Source organism: Pseudomonas sp. B1(2018) (genome assembly GCF_003097365.1).
GTDB lineage: Bacteria > Pseudomonadota > Gammaproteobacteria > Pseudomonadales > Pseudomonadaceae > Aquipseudomonas > Aquipseudomonas laurylsulfatiphila.
Map to the genome: position 1 here is coordinate 1 of NZ_PYUK01000012.1, position 20,500 is coordinate 20,500.

19 protein-coding genes are annotated in these 20,500 nt (G+C 59.3%); 8 read left to right on the forward strand and 11 right to left on the reverse strand.

Annotated elements, in window-relative coordinates; translation table 11 throughout:
* Nucleotides 1-277: 277 nt before the first annotated feature.
* The 9 genes from msrQ to mrcB all read right to left on the reverse strand — a co-directional run bounded on the left by msrQ (nt 278) and on the right by mrcB (nt 10,134).
* Nucleotides 278-892, reverse strand: coding sequence for a protein-methionine-sulfoxide reductase heme-binding subunit MsrQ (msrQ, locus tag C9422_RS19060; RefSeq protein WP_116581775.1), 615 nt, complete (start codon nt 890-892; stop codon nt 278-280).
* Complete coding sequence (gene msrP / locus C9422_RS19065; protein WP_116581776.1) at nt 892-1,905, reverse strand: protein-methionine-sulfoxide reductase catalytic subunit MsrP; 1,014 nt, start codon at nt 1,903-1,905, stop codon at nt 892-894. The genes msrQ and msrP overlap by 1 nt, the downstream gene beginning before the upstream one ends.
* 58 nt (nt 1,906-1,963) lie before the next feature.
* The gene (gene pssA / locus C9422_RS19070) at nt 1,964-2,818 is read right to left on the reverse strand and encodes a CDP-diacylglycerol--serine O-phosphatidyltransferase (RefSeq protein ID WP_007971084.1); all 855 of its coding nucleotides are present in this window, start codon (nt 2,816-2,818) and stop codon (nt 1,964-1,966) included.
* Nucleotides 2,819-2,962: 144 nt separating this feature from the next.
* Nucleotides 2,963-3,979 (reverse strand): ketol-acid reductoisomerase, encoded by a 1,017-nt coding sequence (gene ilvC / locus C9422_RS19075; protein WP_003228216.1) that lies wholly within the window; start codon nt 3,977-3,979, stop codon nt 2,963-2,965.
* Nucleotides 3,980-4,024: 45 nt separating this feature from the next.
* On the reverse strand, nt 4,025-4,516 hold the full coding sequence (gene ilvN, locus C9422_RS19080; protein ID WP_003176102.1) for an acetolactate synthase small subunit: 492 nt from the start codon (nt 4,514-4,516) through the stop codon (nt 4,025-4,027).
* Nucleotides 4,517-4,518: 2 nt separating this feature from the next.
* Entirely contained in the window at nt 4,519-6,243 is a 1,725-nt protein-coding gene (locus C9422_RS19085) for an acetolactate synthase 3 large subunit (protein WP_015096847.1), read from the reverse strand.
* Nucleotides 6,244-6,726: 483 nt separating this feature from the next.
* Nucleotides 6,727-7,062 (reverse strand): YqcC family protein, encoded by a 336-nt coding sequence (locus C9422_RS19090; RefSeq protein WP_116581777.1) that lies wholly within the window; start codon nt 7,060-7,062, stop codon nt 6,727-6,729.
* Nucleotides 7,062-7,799 (reverse strand): tetratricopeptide repeat protein, encoded by a 738-nt coding sequence (locus C9422_RS19095; RefSeq protein ID WP_116581778.1) that lies wholly within the window; start codon nt 7,797-7,799, stop codon nt 7,062-7,064. The genes C9422_RS19090 and C9422_RS19095 overlap by 1 nt, the downstream gene beginning before the upstream one ends.
* A gap of 16 nt (nt 7,800-7,815) precedes the next feature.
* Nucleotides 7,816-10,134, reverse strand: coding sequence for a penicillin-binding protein 1B (gene mrcB / locus C9422_RS19100; protein ID WP_116581779.1), 2,319 nt, complete (start codon nt 10,132-10,134; stop codon nt 7,816-7,818).
* Nucleotides 10,135-10,249: 115 nt separating this feature from the next.
* On the opposite strand from mrcB, the gene C9422_RS19105 reads away from it, so the two are divergent.
* The 4 genes from C9422_RS19105 to C9422_RS19120 all read left to right on the forward strand — a co-directional run bounded on the left by C9422_RS19105 (nt 10,250) and on the right by C9422_RS19120 (nt 13,546).
* Nucleotides 10,250-11,806: a bifunctional aminoglycoside phosphotransferase/ATP-binding protein gene (locus tag C9422_RS19105; protein WP_116581780.1), complete on the forward strand. Its 1,557-nt coding sequence runs from the start codon at nt 10,250-10,252 to the stop codon at nt 11,804-11,806.
* Between the two features lie 90 nt (nt 11,807-11,896).
* Entirely contained in the window at nt 11,897-12,241 is a 345-nt protein-coding gene (locus C9422_RS19110) for a pentapeptide repeat-containing protein (protein WP_102701635.1), read from the forward strand.
* A 247-nt stretch (nt 12,242-12,488) separates the two neighbouring features.
* Nucleotides 12,489-12,761, forward strand: coding sequence for a TfoX/Sxy family protein (locus tag C9422_RS19115; protein ID WP_007971093.1), 273 nt, complete (start codon nt 12,489-12,491; stop codon nt 12,759-12,761).
* A 467-nt stretch (nt 12,762-13,228) separates the two neighbouring features.
* Complete coding sequence (locus tag C9422_RS19120) at nt 13,229-13,546, forward strand: Rieske (2Fe-2S) protein (RefSeq protein WP_015096854.1); 318 nt, start codon at nt 13,229-13,231, stop codon at nt 13,544-13,546.
* On the opposite strand, the gene sfsA is transcribed toward C9422_RS19120, so the two are convergent.
* Together sfsA and C9422_RS19130 are read right to left on the reverse strand one after the other, a co-directional pair.
* Nucleotides 13,543-14,256: a DNA/RNA nuclease SfsA gene (sfsA, locus tag C9422_RS19125; RefSeq protein ID WP_116581781.1), complete on the reverse strand. Its 714-nt coding sequence runs from the start codon at nt 14,254-14,256 to the stop codon at nt 13,543-13,545. The two genes, C9422_RS19120 and sfsA, sit on opposite strands and share 4 nt — an antisense overlap.
* Nucleotides 14,256-15,428: a pyridoxal phosphate-dependent aminotransferase gene (locus tag C9422_RS19130; protein ID WP_116581782.1), complete on the reverse strand. Its 1,173-nt coding sequence runs from the start codon at nt 15,426-15,428 to the stop codon at nt 14,256-14,258. Before C9422_RS19130 ends, sfsA begins: the two co-directional genes overlap by 1 nt.
* 336 nt (nt 15,429-15,764) lie before the next feature.
* Between C9422_RS19130 and dksA the strand changes: the two genes are divergently transcribed.
* From dksA to C9422_RS19150, 4 genes are all read left to right on the forward strand, one after another.
* Entirely contained in the window at nt 15,765-16,205 is a 441-nt protein-coding gene (gene dksA, locus C9422_RS19135) for an RNA polymerase-binding protein DksA (protein WP_007971100.1), read from the forward strand.
* Between the two features lie 203 nt (nt 16,206-16,408).
* A complete protein-coding gene (gene gluQRS, locus C9422_RS19140; RefSeq protein WP_116581783.1) occupies nt 16,409-17,305 on the forward strand; it encodes a tRNA glutamyl-Q(34) synthetase GluQRS in 897 nt (298 codons plus the stop codon).
* 77 nt (nt 17,306-17,382) lie between these two features.
* Nucleotides 17,383-17,559 (forward strand): hypothetical protein, encoded by a 177-nt coding sequence (locus C9422_RS19145; protein ID WP_003176118.1) that lies wholly within the window; start codon nt 17,383-17,385, stop codon nt 17,557-17,559.
* Nucleotides 17,543-20,497: a sensor histidine kinase gene (locus C9422_RS19150; protein ID WP_007971103.1), complete on the forward strand. Its 2,955-nt coding sequence runs from the start codon at nt 17,543-17,545 to the stop codon at nt 20,495-20,497. Before C9422_RS19145 ends, C9422_RS19150 begins: the two co-directional genes overlap by 17 nt.
* The last annotated feature ends 3 nt before the right edge of the window (nt 20,498-20,500 follow it).

A 20,500-nucleotide genomic window follows, 5' to 3' on the forward strand; every position in this document is an offset into this window, starting at 1 on the left:
TGCTGTCAAGTGATTTTTTTCAGAAGTTTTCAAGGAATCCTTAACAACTTCAACCACTTGCGCCTTCGATCTCTCGTCAGCGGGAGGCGAATTCTACAGCGTTACTCGCTGCTGTCAACACCTCTTTTTCAACTTCCTTGGCGCTTCGATGAACTGAAGCAACCTGCCGCCGAAAACTGCGTAACTCTTTGTTTATCAAGGAGTTTTCCGTTTCGACTGCGCCGGAAGTGGGGCGAATTATAGGCCTCCAGAATCTGCCGTCAACACCTATTTACGCCTATTTGGCAGAAGAGGCCTTTTTAGCCGTTAAACGAGGGATTCGACGAGCTACGGGCGGTAGCCGCAGCACTAACAACAACGCACCTATAGACGCATAGATCACCCACTCTTTGAGGTCGGCACGCACAATCCAGAGCATATGCAGCAATCCAAGCCCGAGAATGACGTAAGCCAGGCGATGCAACTTCTTCCAACTCGCCCGCAATCGCCGCTGACTGTATCGATTGGACGTCACCGCCAATGCCAGCAAACCAAGAAAGCCCAGCGCCCCGACAATAATGTAAGGCCGCTTGCGCAACTCGACACCCAATTGCGACCAGTCAAAACCAAGAATGAATGCGGCATAGCTACTGAGGTGGAGCACTACATAGGCAAAACACCACAACCCCAACTGTCGCCGCACAACAATCCACCCTGGCCAACCGGTGAGCCTCTGCAAAGGCGTCATACCCAAAGTCACGAGCAGCAGAACAAGCGCCCCCAACCCCAATCGATCGACCAGTACCTTGCCCGGATCCGGCCCGAGGACATCCCCCCAGGCCTGAGACAACCACAGCAGCGGCCACACCAGTACCACGACAAAGACACCGATACGCCAAAACGGATAGCGCATCAGTAATTCTTCCTCAGGTCGAGCCCCATATATAGAGAGGCAACTTCCTCTGAATAGCCGTTGAACATTTGCGTATCGCGCACATTGGGCTTGAATAAACCGCTCGGCAGGCGGCGTTCACGAGCCTGAGTCCAGCGAGGATGATCAACCGTGGGATTCACGTTCGCATAAAAGCCATACTCATCCGGAGCAATACTTTGCCAGGTGGTTTTCGGCTGCTCGCTGACCAGACTGATGCGCACAATGGACTTGATGCTCTTGAAGCCATATTTCCAGGGCACCACCAAACGCAACGGCGCGCCGTTTTGATTAGGCAACTCACGCCCGTACATGCCTACCGCAAGAATCGCCAACGGGTTCATCGCCTCATCCAGACGCAGCCCTTCTATATAGGGCCAGTCGATCAAGGCAAAACCGGAGCGTTGCCCCGGCATGCTTTTGGAATCCTGCAGGGTTTCGAAGCGGATGAATCTGGCTTTCGAGTTCGGCTCTACTTCCTTGAGTAACGCCGAGAGGGGAAAGCCGATCCAGGGAATGACCATCGACCAGGCTTCTACACAACGCAGTCGGTAGATTCGCTCCTCAAGCTGGTACGGCTTCATGAAATCCTCCAGCGCATACCGCCCTGGCTTGCCCACCTCCCCGTCCACGACCACCGACCACGGCTCAGTCTTCAGCGCGCCGGCATTGGCGGCCGGATCCCCCTTGTCGGTGCCGAACTCGTAGAAGTTGTTGTAGTGGGTCGCATCCTTGAACGGCGTGATCGCCTCATCCTTGACGTTGACCGCACCCCACTGGGTAGCAGGAAGTTTTTCGCTGAACCAGGAAGGCGCCTTGCCGGGTTCGACATCCGGGTAACGCGCAGCATCGCCAGCGCTGGCCCATTGCGGCAGGCTGCCCAAAGCGAAGCCGGCAACCGTGGCACCGAGCACTTTGCGTCGAGACAGATAGAGGGATTCAGGCGTGACGTCCGACTCATGACAGTCGGACGTTCTGGTGACTTTGATCAGCATGGTTACTCCGCAGCTTTGGAGGACAGATGCACCCATAGACTGCGGAGTATGAGGGAAATTACGCGCTCTTGTTACGGCGAAGACGTAACAGGTATTGAACCGGGCCGGAGGCTGCATAGGCGAGAAACACCAGCAACAGGATGCGCGGCGGATCACTGAACACCACCGCAAACACCAGCACCACAGCGAGAATCGCCACGAACGGCACGCGCCCTTTCAGGTCCAGTTCCTTGAAGCTGTTGTACTTGATGTTGCTGACCATCAGCATGCCGGCCGCCGCCACCATCAGCGCAACCAGGAAGGACATCTTCGAGCCCTGAATGCCGTAATCGCTGAATGCCCAGACGATGCCTGCAACAACACCCGCCGCCGCCGGGCTGGCCAGCCCGATAAAGTAGCGCTTGTCCGCCGTACCGACCTGAGTGTTGAAACGTGCGAGACGCAGCGCCGCACCCGCGACATAAATGAAGGCGACCATCCAGCCAACCTTGCCCATGTCACCCAGCGCCCAACCAAAGGCCAGCAATGCCGGTGCGACACCAAAGGCAACCATGTCCGACAGCGAGTCGTACTCGGCACCGAAGGCGCTCTGGGTATTGGTCATACGCGCCACGCGGCCATCAAGGCCATCGAGCACCATGGCAACGAAGATCGCGATGGCCGCAAACGCGAAATACTTGCTCGCATTGGCCGAGTCACCCGCACTCAGGGCCGCCTGGGCGCTCATCGAGTTGATGATGGAGTAAAACCCTGCGAACAGGTTCGCAGTGGTAAACAGGTTCGGCAGAAGATAGATACCACGATGCCGGACTTTACGACCTTCAGCGTCATGGCCCTCCTCGACATGTTCATCGATGGGCAGCAGGCTTTCGGCGTCAGAAGCCTGGTTTGGCTCTTCGGGGCGTTCGCTCATGGACATTACCTTGCAACGGGGTGGAAAGTTTGGACAGGTGTCTGGGACGACGGTTCGGCCGCAAACGATGCAGCTTTATACCAGAACCGCTCTCCCAAACGAAAAAACGCGGCCTAAGCCGCGTTTTTCGTACAAGGGCGTGACTTAGTTTTTGGCTTTGTCGACGATCTTGTTGGCACCGATCCACGGCATCATGGAGCGCAGTTGCTCACCGATGATTTCGATACCGTGAGCGGCGTTGTTACGACGCTTGGCGGTCATCGAAGGATAGCCGGTAGCGCCTTCGCTGATGAACATCTTGGCGTATTCGCCGTCCTGAATACGTTTCAGGGCGTTGCGCATGGCCTGACGGGACTCGGCGTTGATGACTTCCGGGCCGGTCACGTACTCGCCGTATTCGGCGTTGTTGGAGATCGAGTAGTTCATGTTGGCGATACCGCCTTCGTACATGAGGTCAACGATCAGCTTCAGTTCGTGCAGGCACTCGAAGTAGGCCATTTCCGGCGCGTAGCCAGCTTCAACCAGGGTTTCGAAACCGGCTTTTACCAGCTCAACGGTACCGCCACACAGAACGGCTTGCTCGCCGAACAGGTCGGTTTCGGTCTCGTCCTTGAAAGTGGTTTCGATGATGCCGGTACGGCCGCCGCCAACGCCGGCAGCGTAGGACAGCGCAACGTTCTTGGCGTTGCCCGAGGCGTCCTGGTAGATAGCGATCAGGTCAGGGATACCGCCGCCCTTCACGAATTCGGAACGTACGGTGTGGCCTGGAGCCTTCGGCGCGATCATGATCACGTCGAGGTCAGCGCGCGGCACAACCTGGTTGTAGTGGATCGCGAAGCCGTGGGAGAAGGCCAGGGTGGCGCCTTTCTTGATGTTCGGCTCGATTTCGTTCTTGTACAGGGAGGACTGGAACTCGTCCGGGGTCAGGATCATGACCAGGTCGGCCGCTGCAACAGCCGAAGCAACGTCGGTCACTTTCAGGCCGTGGGCTTCTGCCTTGGCAACGGTAGCCGAACCTTTACGCAGACCTACAGTCACGTCAACGCCGGAATCTTTCAGGTTGCACGCCTGAGCGTGGCCTTGGGAACCGTAACCGATGATGGCAACTTTCTTGCCCTGGATGATCGACAGGTCGCAGTCTTTATCGTAGAAAACTTTCATGAATTTCCCCTATATCAGGCCGTTCAGGCCGTTCGCTAATTTGGTTTAGATGCTGAGTACTTTGTCGCCGCGGGCAATGCCGGTCACGCCGCTACGGACGGTTTCCAGAATCGAGGCGGTGCCGATGGACTGAATGAAGCTGTCGAGCTTGTCGCTGGTACCGGTCAGTTGAACGGTATACACGCTGGCGCTGACATCGACGATCTGCCCACGGTAAATATCGGTAGTGCGCTTGATCTCGGCGCGCTGGGCGCCGGTGGCCTTGACCTTGACCAACATCAGTTCGCGCTCGATGTGAGCACTTTCCGACAGGTCGACCAGTTTTACCACTTCGATCAGCTTGTTCAGGTTCTTGGTGATCTGCTCGATGACTTCATCGTGACCGACAGTGGTCAGCGTCAGACGCGAAAGGGTCGGGTCTTCGGTTGGGGCCACGGTCAGGCTTTCGATGTTGTAGTTGCGCTGCGAGAACAGGCCAACCACGCGAGACAGAGCGCCGGGTTCGTTTTCCAGAAGCAAGGAAATAATGTGCCGCATGATTAAGTACGCTCCGTCTTGCTCAGCCACATATCGCGCATGGAGCCGTCTTTGATCTGCATCGGATAGACGTGCTCGCTGGTGTCGACCGAAATGTCGATCACCACCAGGCGATCTTTCATGGCGAACGCCTCTTCCATCTTCGACTTCAAGTCCTTCGAATCGGTGATACGCACGCCAACGTGACCGTAGGCCTCTGCCAGTTTGACGAAGTCAGGCAACGATTCCATATAGGAATGAGAATGGCGGCTGCCGTAGCTCATGTCCTGCCACTGGCGAACCATGCCCAGCACACCGTTGTTCAGGATGACGATCTTGACCGGCAAACCGTATTGCAGGCAGGTCGACAGCTCCTGAATGTTCATCTGGATACTGCCCTCCCCAGTGACGCAAACGACGTCGTCATCCGGGAAGCTCAACTTGATGCCCATGGCCGCCGGAAAACCGAAGCCCATGGTGCCCAGGCCACCGGAGTTGATCCAGCGGTTCGGCTTGTTGAACGTGTAGTACTGCGCCGCGAACATCTGGTGCTGACCCACGTCGGAGGCTACAAAGGCATCACCCTTGGTCACTTCGCACAGGGTTTCGATCACGGCCTGCGGCTTGATGACGCTGCCGTCGCCCTTGTCATAAGGGAACAGGCCACGATCACCGCGCCACTCATCGACTTGCTTCCACCAGCTGGCAACGGACTCCTTGTTCGGGGTCTCGCCGATTTCCTTGAGGATCGCGACCATTTCGGTCAGGACACTCTCGACCGGACCCACGATCGGCACGTCGGCCTTGATGGTCTTGGAGATCGAAGCCGGGTCGATGTCGATGTGAATGATCTTGGCGTTCGGGCAGAACTTCGACGCGCCGTTGATGACACGGTCGTCGAAACGCGCGCCGACAGCGAGGATCACGTCAGCATGGTGCATCGCCAGGTTGGCGGTGTAGCTGCCGTGCATGCCGAGCATGCCGATGAACTGACGGTCGGTGCCTGGGTAGCCACCGAGGCCCATCAGGGTATTGGTCACTGGCAGGTTGAGCATCTTCGCCAGTTCGGTCAGTGGTGCGGAACCACCGCCGAGGATCACGCCGCCGCCCGAGTACAACACAGGACGCTTGGCCGCCAGGAGCATTTCTGCCGCCTTGCGGATTTGACCGGAGTGACCGCGAACAGCCGGGCTGTAGGAACGCAGCTTGGCTTTTTTCGGGAAGACGTATTCGAACTTCTCGGCCGGGTTGGTCATGTCTTTCGGAATATCGACAACGACCGGACCAGGGCGACCGGATTGCGCCAGGTAGAAGGCTTTCTTCATGACTTCCGGGATTTCCGACGCGTGCTTGATCATGAAGCTGTGTTTCACGATCGGCCGGGAGATACCGATCATGTCGGTTTCCTGGAATGCGTCGGTGCCAACCATGGTGCTCGGCACCTGGCCGGAAATGACCACCATCGGAATGGAGTCCATATAGGCCGTGGCAATACCGGTGATGGCGTTTGTCGCGCCCGGGCCGGAAGTCACCAGCACCACACCGGCTTTACCGGTGGCACGGGCGTAGCCGTCAGCCATATGGGTAGCCGCTTGCTCGTGACGAACCAGGATGTGGGTCACTTCCGGTTCTTTGAACAGGGCATCGTAGACATGAAGAAGAGCACCACCCGGGTACCCGTAGATATATTTGACGCCTTCGTCGCGCAAAAAGCGGACGAGCATCTCACCGCCAGATAAAAGCTCCACGTTGCTCACCTCTAAAACGCCAGAATACCGCCCACGAAAAATGGGACGGGTCTTAATAGGTTTACTTCTCAGCAGAGCATGAGCGACGGTGGTCGCCGACTACGTCAGCACTGACTGAGCAAGTATTGGGATCGTCCCAAGTGTTGCGGGGCTTTCCCACCCAGCGCGAGGTAACGCGTTGCGGGTGTAACAGGTCGACGCGGATATGCGCCTCATGATCTGCTGAGAGGGTCTGCTTCTGGCAGTCCCTGTACAGCGGACTTTGGATTCTTCTGTTTCGCCCTTCGCAAGTCAAGTCGTCTATGAGCTTTATTCTACTAAGCACATGAGAACGCAAGAAAAAACCCGTAAATCCGCCCTGTGTTAGCTTCGATTGCGCAACTTTTGGCAAAAAATTGGCACGCGCATGCACTTACCCTGCAACGGCCGACAAAATAGAGAGAGATTGTGGACAACTGCCAGCAGACGCTGGCAGCTTCTGGCTCAGCGAGAGGCGGCTATCAACTGATCAAACTGCTTGAGCAATACCTGCAACTGCCGATCCCTGCCCTGGACATTGCGTCCGGCAAAGACCATTTCAGCCATTTCCTGAATGCCCGAAGCATTGGGTAGCGGCAAATCCTGCTCGAGGATCATCTTCATGCGCGGCAGGAAGATCCATTGCAGCCATTGCTCGAAATCCAGTGTATCGACCGAAAACGGCTCGACACTGGAAAGCGCTTCGGCCGATGGCGAGACCTCGTCCCACCAGCCTTGCACCCGCAACTCGCGCTCGATCAACAGCAGTTGATCGGCGATTTTCAGAAAGCGCGCATCCATCACAGCGTTACCTTGGCCTTCTGGCGCGCCAGTGCCGCGCCCTGGGCGTCACCCTGCTTTTCACGTGCCTGGGCAATCAGCTCCCACAAGTTGGCCTGAAGGGCCGGACGCCCATTGGCCAACGTCAGCCCACGGCGAGCGAACTGCTCGGCCTGGGCCGCATCGCCTTGAGCCATCCGCACCTGCGCCAGACGGTACAGCACCTGCGGTTCACGCGGAGCAACGCGCTGGGCGCGCTCAAGGCTGGAAGAGGCACCGTTGAGATCACCGCTCGCCTGTTGCTGCTGAGCGGTGGTCAGCAAAGCCAGTACCGGACCGTCCAGTTGCTCGTCGGCAGAGAGCCCGCCCGAACTGGCCGACGGAATCCCGCTTGGCGACGACGGCATGCTGTAGCTGCCCTGATTGATCGGCGCCGACTGTACCGGCGACGTGTCAATCGGCCCCGGCGTGATCGGCCCCGGGGTAATAGGCGTAGTGCTGATTGGCGTGGAAGTCGTTGCAGCGCCTGGCACCATCACCACGACGCCGCTGTCACCTTGCGGAATCGCCTGGGTCTGCGACTGACCTTGTACAGGGCGCTTGACGGTCGTCTGGCGGAAGCCGCCATTGGCCGAGATCCGCTCACTGTTGGACACCGCAGTACCGGAATCCACAACCGGAATCGAACCACGTTGGACGGTAGAACAACCGCTGAGCAAAGCTACGGCGGCAACCGCTGGAATCAACCACTTGTTCACTTGAAACCCTCTTTGCTTAATTCATCCAGCCCTTGACCCAATCCATCACCGACTCGGCAGGGCTTTCACCACCGCAAGCGGCACCGGGAGGCGGTTCGCTGCCGCGAATATACGGCATCTGCACGGCACCGGGGCAACCGGCGTCAGAACCTTGCCCGGTTCGCGAATCCACCCAGGCCTGAACGATATTATCCGGCTGCGGCATGTCCAGCGGCAACGGGTCGGCCTTGCGCATGAAGCTGGTCCAGACCTGCAAGGCACCGGTGGCACCCGTGAATGGCGTCTTGCCGTTGTCATCGCGCCCCAGCCAGACCACCGCCAGCAAGTCCTGGCTGAAACCGGCAAACCAACTGTCTCGCGAGTCGTTACTGGTGCCGGTTTTACCCGCGAGGTTCAGCGTTCTTGGCAACACGTTGTAAACCGAGCTGCCGGTACCTTCTCGCATCACGCGCTGCATGGCGCTCTGGATCAGGTAAATGGAGGCCGGATCGAAACGCTGCTGAATCTGGAACGGATAACGCTTGAGCGGCTCGCCTTCGGCCGTCAGCACGCTGCGAATCCCGCGCATCGGCGTATTGAAGCCACCGTTGGCGAGGGTCTGGTACATGGTCGCCACTTCGATGGGCGTCATCCCGCCAGCACCGAGCAACATCGAGGGGAAGGCCGGGAATTCACGAGACACCCCCAGGCGCTCCACCGTCTTCAGAACGTTCGGCACACCGACCGCCAGGCCGAGACGCGCGGTCGACAGGTTGTAGGAATGCGCCAGACCCTGATAGAGGAAGACGGTACCGTGAGAACGACGATCATAGTTCTGCGGCTTCCAGACCTGGCCGTCGGCGCCCTTGACCGAGAAGGACTCGTCCGACAGCCAGCTGGTCAACGTGTACTGGCTCGGCTTCTCCAGCGCGGTCAGGTACACCGCCGGCTTGATCAACGAGCCGATCGGCCGCACAGCATCCAGCGCCCGGTTGAACCCGGCAAAACTGGCCTGGCGACTGCCGATCATGGCCTGTACTTCGCCGGTCTCCGGGTTGGTCACGACCATGGCCGCCTCGACGTCATCGGAACCCTTGCGCCCGGCCAGGCGCTTGAAGGTGTCGTTGACCGAGGCCTCAGCCTTCATCTGCAGGATCGGGTCGAAACTGGTGAAGATGCGCAGGCCTTCCTCGGTCAAGTCTTCGTCGCGATAGTCTTCGCGCAACTGGCGCTTGACCAGATCGAGGAAGCCGGGGAACGAGCTGTCCGCCAGACTGCCGCGCTTGGTCACGCCCAGCGGCATTTTCTTCGCCGCCTCAACCTGTTCGGCAGTCGCGACGCCCTGCTCCTGCAGCACATCGAGTACCAGGTTGCGCCGCTCAAGGGCACGTTCCGGATAACGACGCGGGTTGTAGGAAGACGGCCCTTTGACCATCCCCACCAGCAGTGCGACTTGATGCAGCTTGAGTTCGGCCAGCGGCTGACTGAAGAAGAACTGGCTGGCCAGACCGAAACCGTGCACCGCGCGCTGACCGTCCTGCCCGATAAATACTTCGTTGAGGTAAGCCTCAAGGATTTCGCGTTTGTCGTAATGCAGTTCAAGCAGCAGCGCCATCATCGCTTCGGTGAGCTTGCGGCTCAGACTGCGCTCGTTGGTCAGGTAGAAGTTCTTGACCAACTGCTGAGTCAGGGTACTGCCGCCCTGACGCATGCGGCCGGATGAACCGTTGACCCAGATCGCTCGGGCGATCGACTTCGGCGAAACACCGAAGTGATGATAAAAATCGCGGTCCTCGACAGCCACCAGCGTTTCCAGCAGATACGGCGGCACCTGATCGATCTTGATCAGAATCCGGTCTTCAAGGTTTTTCGGGTACAGGCCACCGATCAACAGCGGCTCCAGGCGCACCACCGACAGTTTCGAGCCTTTTGCCCCCGCCAGCTCGGCCACGTAATCGCCGGAGAAACGCACCCGCACCGGTTGCGCCTGCTCCATGCCTTCGTAGAACTGGAAGCCACGGGTGTTCAGGTCAACGGTATTGCCGTTCACCGACGCCGCGCCCGGACCGTTGGCCACGCTTTCACGGCGATAACCCAGGGCATCGAGCTCGGTCAGGAAATCATCCCGGCTCAGCTTTTGTCCGACGAACAGCTCGAGCGGACGTGCGTAAACCTTGGCCGGAATGGTCCAGCGCTTGCCGGAGAACTTCTCCTGGACGATCGCATCAAGGTAAACGGCGAATCCGGCCAGCACTACCAGGCCGACCAGACTGAGTTTAATGGCCCAGCCCAGCCACGGGCGCAGGCCCCTGGAGGGTGGTTTTTTGGGGGTACGGGGAGTTCGAGTACGAGTCATGGCGGCGGATTATACGCACTTTATTCATACTCAACAGGAGCGCTCCGAGGTTTGCGTCAAGCGGACTTGCAGCCATAATGACGGCCTTGATTTTCCAGACTCTGAAGGATCGCCTGTGAGCCAGACCTTGATCGCTGCCCTGCAAAACCCTGCCCTCTACCCGCACCCGGTAGAAGGATTCCAGGTCATCGAAACCCATATCTCCTGGGTCATTCTCACCGGCCCCTTCGCTTATAAAGTGAAGAAACCGGTCAACTTCGGTTTTCTCGACTTTACCGGCCTTGAAGCTCGCGAACATTTTTGCGCTGAAGAGCTGCGCCTGAACCAGCGCCTGACCGACGATTTGTACCTGGCAGTGTTGCCCGTCACCGGCAGCGCCGAGGCTCCGCAATTGGGCGGCGAAGGGCCAGCCATCGAATATCTGCTGAAGATGCGCCAGTTTCCGCAAAGCGGACTCTTGAGCACCCTGCAAGCCAATGGCGAATTGACCACCGCGCACATCGACGAGATGGCCGAGCAAATCGCCCGCTTCCACCTCAACGCCCCCAAAGTGCCGGCCGGGCATGAAGCCGGCACCCCGGACAGCGTCATGGCGCCGGTACGGCAGAACTTCGAACAGATTCGTCCGTTCCTCAGCGACAAAGCCGACCTGTTGCAACTCGACGCCCTGCAAGCCTGGGCCGAAAGCAGCTTCGAGCGCCTCAAACCACTGCTCGCCCAGCGCAAGGCCGAAGGCTTCATTCGTGAATGCCACGGTGACATCCACCTGGGTAACGCAACCGTGATCGACGGCAAGGTCGTGATCTTCGACTGCATCGAATTCAACGAGCCGTTCCGTTTTACCGACGTTTATGCCGACACCGGCTTCCTGGCGATGGACCTGGAAGATCGCGGCCTGAAGTGCCTGGCGCGCCGTTTCGTCAGCCAGTACCTGGAGTTGACCGGCGACTATCGCGGCCTCGAACTGCTGAACTTCTATAAAGCCTACCGCGCCCTGGTTCGCGCCAAGGTCGCCCTGTTCAGCATGCCGGCCGACGCCACTGCAGTGCAGCGCGCCACGACCCTGCGCCAGTACCGCAACTACGCCAACCTCGCGGAAAGCTACAGCACCATTCCTTCGCGCTTCATGGCCATTACCCACGGCGTTTCCGCTGTCGGTAAAAGCCATGTCGCCATGCGCCTGGTCGAAGCCCTGGGCGCGATTCGCCTGCGCTCCGATGTCGAGCGCAAGCGCCTGTTCGGCGAACAGACCGTCGAGAATGATGTACAGGCCGGCATCTATAGTGCCGACGCCAGCGCGGCGACCTATGCCCGCCTGCACGAAATCGCCGACGTCATTCTGCGTGCGGGCTTCCCGGTGGTGGTCGACGCCACTTACCTCAAGCGTGAGCAGCGTGACAGTGCGGCGAAGGTGGCCGAGGCCACGGGTGCACCCTTCCTGATCCTCGACTGCAATGCACCACAGGCCGTGATCGAAAGCTGGCTGGCCGTACGCCAGGCCGACAAGAAGGACCCGTCCGACGCCACTCTGGCCGTGATCGAAGCCCAACAAGCCAGCCGTGAGGCGCTGACCCCCGCGGAAATCCTCTGCAGCAAACGCGTCCAGACCAACGAAAGCGGGACCCTGGATACCGTTGTGGAACAGATTCGCCAACGCCTGCCGGGCCTGTAAAAACTATTTCAGCCGTGAGGCCCTCGCAGGCCTCACGGCTGTTAAACAGTGGCACTATACTGGCGTCATAAAACCATCAGGTGATGCGACATGAGCCAGCCAAAACTTCTCGACACTCCGCTTTATGCCCTGCTGCACAAAGACGACATCAGAGGCTTCAACAGTGAGCGCCCCAAGGATGGCCCTATCGACATGGTGGGTGGAGATTTCCGGGGGCTGGACCTGCGCGAACTGAATGCCGACGGTGTGGACTTCAGCGACGCCTACTTCCGCTCCGCCGACTTGCGCGGCATCGATTTTCGCAAAGCGAACCTGGAAGGCGCGAGCCTGGCCCACGCGCAAATCTCCGGTACCTACTTTCCAGTGGAACTGAGTGCCGACGAAATCCTCATGTCGATGAACTTCGGCACGCGTTTGCGCTACCGCACCCGCTGATCACCGTTGCCGGCTGACACGTCCAGCGCCCCATTGCGCTGGACTGCAGGGATATTCACTTGCCATCCCTGATTGCTCCCCCCCTGACTCTTCCTTGCACGTTCGCCGACCTTCTACACCCTGCCAACGCTTGTCTCTTAGAAGCTTTTGCGTCGAAAACGAGCAAACAATCACGCTTTTCCTACTGATGGCTACACTCCTCAGAAGATTGCCCACGCTCTCCATTCGGCCATCGCAAGGAGGCTTGATGAATGATGAACTGCAACACCTGAAGAATCTTGGCAAGACGTCAGCGCAATGGCTGCATGCCGTGGGCATCCATAGCGCATCGGACTTGCGTCGCCTCGGGGCGGTGGATGCATATCGGGCCGTGCGGACGCGCGGTTTTCGGGCGTCCAAGGTGTTGTTGTACGCAATTGAAGGCGCCCTGATGGACGTTCACTGGAATGACATCCCTGCCGAGCGCAAGGAAGCGTTGAACAAACAACTGGAAGCCATTTCTTCACGCCACAAGAACTGATCCGACAAATATTTCAGAAGCTTTGCAACCTGAAACCCAATGATTACGGGGTCTACAGAGGTCAATTCGGCGAATCGCAAGGAAATCAAAAAACAGCGGTTGACTTGGTAATGAGAATCGATATGATTATCACAACTGGTCGCGAGACTGGTCGATTTTCTGAATAGCCCTTGGTTCGGACTCTCAGATTATCTCCTCATCAGGCTAATCACGGTTATTTGACCCGGCTCTTGCCGGGTCTTTTTTTGCCTGTGGAAAAGCACTGACGGGATTCGGCGATGGATGCGCCATGCCGATCACCACAGCGCGGGTGGTCAGACGCATATCAGTTTCCCGGGCATCGAATGGTCAGGCCAAGTATCCTCGACGATAGGCACTTGTCCCCGGCGGGCAAGACGGCCAATTGATCGCATTTAACCGTCAAGCCCGGACCTATCCGGTCACGAGCTGCGGGACTGAGGATAGAGATGAAGTTGCTTTGTGCAGGTGCCGAACTGGTCAATGACAGCAGTCGCGGTTTCGACATTGACGGCCAAAAGCTTTTTGCGGTGCGCCGCAGCGGCCAGGTCCATGTTTACATCAATCGCTGTCCGCACCGGGGCGTCGCTTTGGAGTGGCATCCTGACCAGTTTCTCGACCCCAGCAACAGCCTGATCCAGTGCGCCACCCATGGCGCACTGTTCCTGATCGAAGACGGCGAATGCGTCGCCGGCCCTTGCGCGGGGCAAGCCTTGACCAGAGTGGCCTGTCGCGAGGACGAACAAGGGATCTGGATCAGCCTTTAGCCGCCCGGCAACACGTCCAGACGCCGGTCGATCAGCATTTCCTGGTGATTCAAGCTCACAGCGTAAGCCAGCACCTCGACCCCACACTCAATGGCCTCACGCAAGGCCTGCGCATAAGCCGCATCGATTTCCTGCGCCGGACGCACGGCCTCGATGCCGGTCAGGCAAACACAGTACAACTGCACCCCGCGAATACCGTCCCTGGCCAGGTGGGCCAGTTCCCGCAGATGCTTGGCGCCACGCTGGGTGACCGCATCGGGAAACGCCGCCACCGCCGTACCGTCGAAACCCAGGGTCACGCTTTTGACCTCGACGTAGGCAGGCCCTTCGGGGTAATCGAGCCGGAAATCGATACGACTGTTTTCCTGACCATAAGCCACTTCGCGCTTGAGTCCGGTAAAGCCGTTCAATTCCGTGATGACGCCCGCTCGCAGCGCCTCTTCGACCAAACCATTGGCCCGGGCGGTGTTCACACAAAACAACCGCCCTTGCGGGGTTTCGCCGATCTCCCAGGTGCCGGGCAACTTGCGTTTCGGGTCGTTGGAGCGGCTGAACCAGACCTGCCCGCCTTCGACCTGACAATTGAGCATCGAACCTGTATTCGGGCAGTGAATGGTCAGCAACTCGCCGTCAACGGTTTCGATATCGGCGAGAAAACGCTTGTAGCGTCGAATCAGGCGACCTTCTTCGAGGGGGGGATTAAATCGCATCAGCCTTGCCAGCTCCGCAACCCACGGGCAATGCGCTCGACCGCTTCCTGCAACCGCTCGAGATTTTGCGTATAGGCGAACCGCACATGATGCCCGGCCTGATAACGCCCGAAATCCAGCCCCGGGGTGAAGGCCACATGCTCGGTCTCGAGAAAATGTTTACAGAACGCGAAGGCATCGCCGCCGAACTTGCTGATATCGGCGTACAAGTAGAATGCCCCCTCCGGTTCCACGGCAATGCCGAAGCCCAATTCACGCAAGGCCGGCAGCAGGTAATCCCGACGCCGGCCAAATTCGGCGCGACGCTCTTCGAGAATGCTGATGGTTGCCGGCTCGAAACAGGCCAGCGCGGCGTGCTGCGCCATACTTGGAGCACTGATGTAGAGATTCTGGGCGAGCTTTTCCAGCTCACCGACGGCAGCGTCAGGGGCCACCAGCCATCCCAACCGCCAACCGGTCATCCCGAAGTACTTCGAAAAGCTGTTCAGCACGAAGGCACTGTCGTCGACTTCCAGCACGCTGGCCGCATCGGTGCCGTAGGTCAGGCCGTGATAGATCTCGTCGACCACCAGATGACCGTGGCGCTCCTTGATCGCGACAGACAATTTCGCCAGCTCCTCGCGGGTCAGGATCGTGCCGGTCGGATTGGCCGGCGACGCCACCAATGCGCCCACGCTGTCGTGATCCCAATGACGCTCGATCAGGCCAGGCGTCAATTGATAACGCACCTCCGGACCGACCGGTACCAATTGCGCCGCGCCTTCGACCAGTCGCAGGAAGTGCCGGTTACAGGGGTAGCCCGGGTCCGCCAGCAACCAGTGCTTGCCAGGGTCGACCAGCAAAGCACTGGCCAGCAGCAACGCGCCGGACCCGCCGGGTGTGATGAGGATGCGTCGAGGGTCGATGTTCAAGCCATAACGCTGCTGATAAAAGCCCGAAATGGCCTCACGCAGTTCCGGAATGCCGCGCGCGGCGGTGTAACGGGTCTTCCCCGCTGTCAGCGCAGCCTGGCCGGCCTGGATGATCGGTTCGGCGGTGGTGAAGTCCGGCTCACCGATTTCCAGGTGGATCACATCGTGGCCAGCCGCCTGCAATTCATTGGCCCGCGCCAACAGCGCCATGACATGGAAAGGTTCGATCGCGCGACTGCGGGCACTGTAGGGCTGAGCCATTGGCCTTCCTTCAACAGGGGGGAAAAAACCGATTCTACCCAAGCGCAGGAACGAGCGAGAACCTAAAGCGGTCAGAGGGCTTATAACCTTGACCACAAACGATTCAAGCGAGTGCGCAAGGTTTGACTAAAATCAATAGTTGAGCAGGGTTCCGGAGCCGCCAGACAACGGTTTGTCATCATTGGCAAGCACCATCAGCCGCAAGCTCGACATCCGGGAGTAGCGCGGCCCGAGTTGATCTGGTAAGTTCGCCCGCTTGCAGCCGCAGGGCCGGCAGGTGTCGGTGATGGAGCAATCCTGCGCAGATGGATTACAAGAGTAGAGGCGGTCTATTTCATGTCCACCCAAGCAAAGCAGCAAAACCAGGCAATCAGCGGCTTCGAGCCCTATGTTCAGAAAGCTGGCGAAGAGTATATGGGCGAGCCCATGCGCAAGCACTTCACCAAGGTTCTGAATCAGTGGAAAAAAGAGCTGATGGAAGGTGTCGACAAGACCGTGGACCACATGAAGGACGAAGCGGCCAACTTTCCTGATCCGGCCGACCGTGCCAGCCAGGAAGAGGAATTCGCCCTCGAACTGCGTGCCCGCGATCGTGAACGCAAGTTGATCAAGAAGATCGACAAGACACTTCAGCTGATCGAAGACGAAGAGTACGGCTGGTGTGAATCCTGCGGCATCGAGATCGGCGTCAAGCGCCTCGAAGCGCGCCCTACCGCCGACCTGTGCATCGACTGCAAGACCCTGGCGGAAATCAAGGAAAAGCAAGTCGGCAAATAATTGCGACTTGAACGAAGAACGGAGCGTGCGAACGCTCCGTTTTTGTTTCTAAAATTCGCCTCAGCAGCAAACCTGTGGGAGCGGGCTTGCTCGCGAAAGCGGTGCGTCAGCCTATATTGATGTTGAAGCTGATGGCCTCTTCGCGAGCAAGCCCGCTCCCACAAGGTGGTTAGCGCAAGCCTGGAAAAAGTAACACTGCCCTTATGACTGCCATCGCCTCATCCACCTACATCGGGCGCTTCGCCCCTACGCCCAGTGGCCATCTGCATTTCGGTTCTCTGGTCGCAGCGCTGGCCTCGTACCTCGATGCGCGCTCGGTGGGCGGACGCTGGCTGATGCGCATGGAAGACCTTGATCCGCCCCGCGAGGAACCCGGCGCCCAGGCGGCCATTCTCAAGGCCCTGGAAAGCTATGGCTTCGAGTGGGATGGCGACCTGGTACGCCAAAGCGAGCGGCACGACGCCTACGCCGAGGTGCTCAATCGCCTGTTCAATCACGGCCTGGCCTACGCCTGCACCTGTTCGCGCAAACAGCTGGAACCCTATCACGGGATTTATCCGGGGTTGTGCCGCAATGCCGGCCATGGGGCCGATGATGCCGCCATCCGCCTGCGCGTACCGGAACTGGAGTACCACTTCCTCGACCGGGTGCAGGGCGAGTACCGCCAGCACCTGGGCCGGGAAGTCGGCGATTTCGTGATCCGCCGTCGCGACGGGCTCTACGCCTATCAACTGGCCGTGGTCCTGGACGATGCCTGGCAGGGCATCACCGATATCGTTCGAGGTGCCGACCTGCTGGACTCCACGCCCCGCCAGTTGTACCTGCAAGAACTGCTCGGCCTGCCGCAACCTCGCTATCTGCATATCCCGCTGATTACTCAGCCTGATGGCCATAAACTCGGTAAGTCCTACCGTTCGCCGCCGTTGACCGAGGATCAGGCAACGCCCCTGTTATTGCGGGCGCTGCGCGCGCTGGGACAGAACCCGGGAACCGAACTGGTTTACGCCACGCCACGGGAAGTGCTGAACTGGGGCATTGCCCACTGGGATGCCTCGCTGATCCCGCGCACACTGAGCCTGCCCGAGGCACAGCTGCTGTGATCGCACTTGCAGTGGCGCGCCCATCCGTTACCATCGCCGCACGTTTTCGGGCACGCACATAAAAAAGAGAGGCCGGGATGTACATCTATCGCTTGGTCCTGCTTTTGGTAGTGGGCATTTACCTGTTTTCCCCGGCCATCATGGATTGGTGGATCGACGCCACTGGCGCCTGGTATCGCCCTTATCTGCTCTGGCTGATTCTGATCGTCGTGACCTTCATCCTGCAGAGCCAAAAAGATGCCGATGAGCTTTAGCCTGACCCAGATGATCCTGATCAGCGCCGCATACCTGGCGGTGCTGTTCGGTGTGGCCTGGATCAGTGAACGGGGCATGATTCCCCGGGCGATCATTCGCCACCCGCTGACCTACACCCTGTCGCTGGGCGTCTATGCCAGTGCCTGGGCGTTTTACGGCACCGTGGGCCTGGCCTATCAGTACGGCTACGGCTTTCTATCCAGCTACCTGGGTGTTTCCGGAGCCTTTCTGCTGGCGCCGGTGTTGCTTTATCCGATCCTGAAGATCACCCGCACTTATCAACTGTCGTCCTTGGCGGACCTGTTCGCCTTCCGCTTCCGCAGCACCTGGGCCGGAGCGCTGACCACGATTTTCATGCTGGTCGGCGTATTGCCGTTACTGGCCCTGCAGATTCAGGCGGTCGCCGACTCCATCGGCATCCTCACCCGCGAGCCTGTACAAAATCGCGTGGCCCTGAGTTTCTGTGCACTGATTACGCTGTTCACGATTTTCTTCGGCTCCCGCCACATCGCCACCCGGGAAAAGCATGAAGGCCTGGTGTTCGCGATTGCCTTCGAGTCGGTGATCAAGCTGATCGCCCTCGGCGGTGTCGGGTTGTATGCGCTTTACGGCGTGTTCGACGGCCCGCAACAGCTTGAGCTTTGGCTGCTGCAAAACCAGACTGCGCTCGCGGCCCTGCACACGCCTTTGCAGGAAGGCCCGTGGCGCACCCTGTTGCTGGTGTTCTTCGCCTCGGCCATCGTGATGCCGCACATGTATCACATGACCTTTACCGAAAATCTCAACCCACGTTCGCTGGTCAGTGCGAGCTGGGGCCTGCCGCTGTTCCTGCTGCTGATGAGCCTGGCGGTGCCGCTGATTCTCTGGGCCGGCCTGAAACTGGGCGCCACCACCAATCCGGAATACTTCACCCTGGGCATAGGCATCGCCGCCAACAGCAAGGCTTTGGCATTGCTGGCCTATGTCGGCGGGCTGTCCGCCGCCAGCGGCCTGATCATCGTCACCACGCTGGCGCTGTCGGGGATGGCCTTGAACCACCTGGTACTGCCGCTTTATCAGCCACCGGCCGAAGGCAATATCTACCGCTGGCTGAAGTGGACCCGCCGGGCGCTGATTGTCGCGATCATCATGGCTGGCTACGGCTTCTACCTGATGCTCGGTGCCGAACAGGACCTGGCCAACCTCGGCATCGTCGCGTTCGTCGCCACGTTGCAGTTCCTGCCGGGCGTGCTCTCGGTCCTGTACTGGCCGACAGCCAACCGTCGCGGCTTCATCGCCGGCTTGCTGGCAGGGATACTGGTGTGGCTGGTGACCATGTTGCTACCGCTGGTCGGTAACCTGCAGGGCTTCTACATTCCGCTGCTGAACATGATCTACGTGCTGGACGACACCAGTTGGCACATGGCGGCGATTGCCTCGCTGGCGGCCAACGTACTGATGTTCACCCTGATCTCGCTGTTCACCAACGCCAGCACCGAAGAGGCCAGCGCTGCCGAAGCCTGTGCCGTGGATAACGTGCGCCGCCCGCAACGCCGCGAACTGCACGCGGCCTCACCCCAGGAGTTCGCCACGCAGCTTGCAAAACCATTGGGTGCAAAAGCGGCACAGAAAGAAGTGGAACAGGCGCTGCGCGACCTTTATCTGCCATTCGACGAACGCCGACCCTATGCCCTGCGTCGCTTGCGTGACCGCATCGAAGCCAACCTCTCCGGCCTGATGGGGCCGAGCGTGGCCCAGGACATGGTCGAGACGTTCCTGCCTTACAAGGCAGGTGGCGAAAACTACGTGACCGAAGACATTCACTTCATCGAAAGTCGACTCGAGGACTACCACTCGCGCCTGACCGGTCTGGCCGCCGAACTCGATGCCCTGCGTCGCTATCACCGCCAGACCCTGCAGGAATTGCCGATGGGCGTGTGCTCGCTGGCGAAAGATCAGGAAATCCTCATGTGGAACAAGGCCATGGAGGAACTGACCGGCATCGCCGCACAGCGTGTGGTCGGTTCGCGCCTGAGCACCATTGCCGATCCGTGGAAAGAACTGCTGCAAGGCTTCATCAATCTGCCGGACGAGCACTTGCACAAGCAGCACCTGGCCCTCGACGGCCAGACACGCTGGCTGAACCTGCACAAAGCGGCGATCGACGAACCCCTGGCACCGGGCAACAGTGGCCTGGTGTTGCTGGTGGAAGACCTGACCGAAACCCAGATGCTCGAGGACAAACTGGTGCACTCCGAGCGCCTGGCGAGCATCGGTCGCCTGGCGGCCGGCGTGGCCCATGAAATCGGCAACCCGATCACCGGTATCGCGTGCCTGGCGCAGAACCTGCGCGAAGAACGCGAGGAAGACGGCGAGCTGAAGGAGATCAGCGGGCAGATCCTCGAGCAGACCAAGCGCGTGTCGCGCATTGTCCAGTCGCTGATGAGCTTTGCCCATGCCGGCAGCCATCAGCACAGCGACGAGCCCGTCTGTCTGGCCGAAGTGGCTCAGGATGCCATCGGCCTGCTGGCCCTGAACCGACGCAATTTCGAAGTGCAGTTCTACAACCTGTGCGACCCCGAGCACTGGGTCGAAGGCGACCCGCAACGGCTGGCCCAGGTGTTGATCAACCTGCTCTCAAACGCCCGTGACGCATCGCCTCCCGGCAGTGCGGTGCGGGTCAAGAGCGAAGCCGGCGAACACACGGTCGATCTGATCGTGGAGGACGAAGGCAGCGGTATTCCGTCGAGCATCATGGACCGATTGTTCGAACCTTTCTTCACCACCAAGGACCCTGGCGAAGGCACCGGTCTGGGCCTTGCACTGGTCTATTCCATCGTTGAAGAGCATTATGGACAAATCACCATCGACAGCCCGGCTGATGTTCAAAGCCAACGCGGCACCCGAATCAGGGTTACCTTGCCGCGTCATGTCGAAGCGACGTCCGCTGTGAACTGAGAC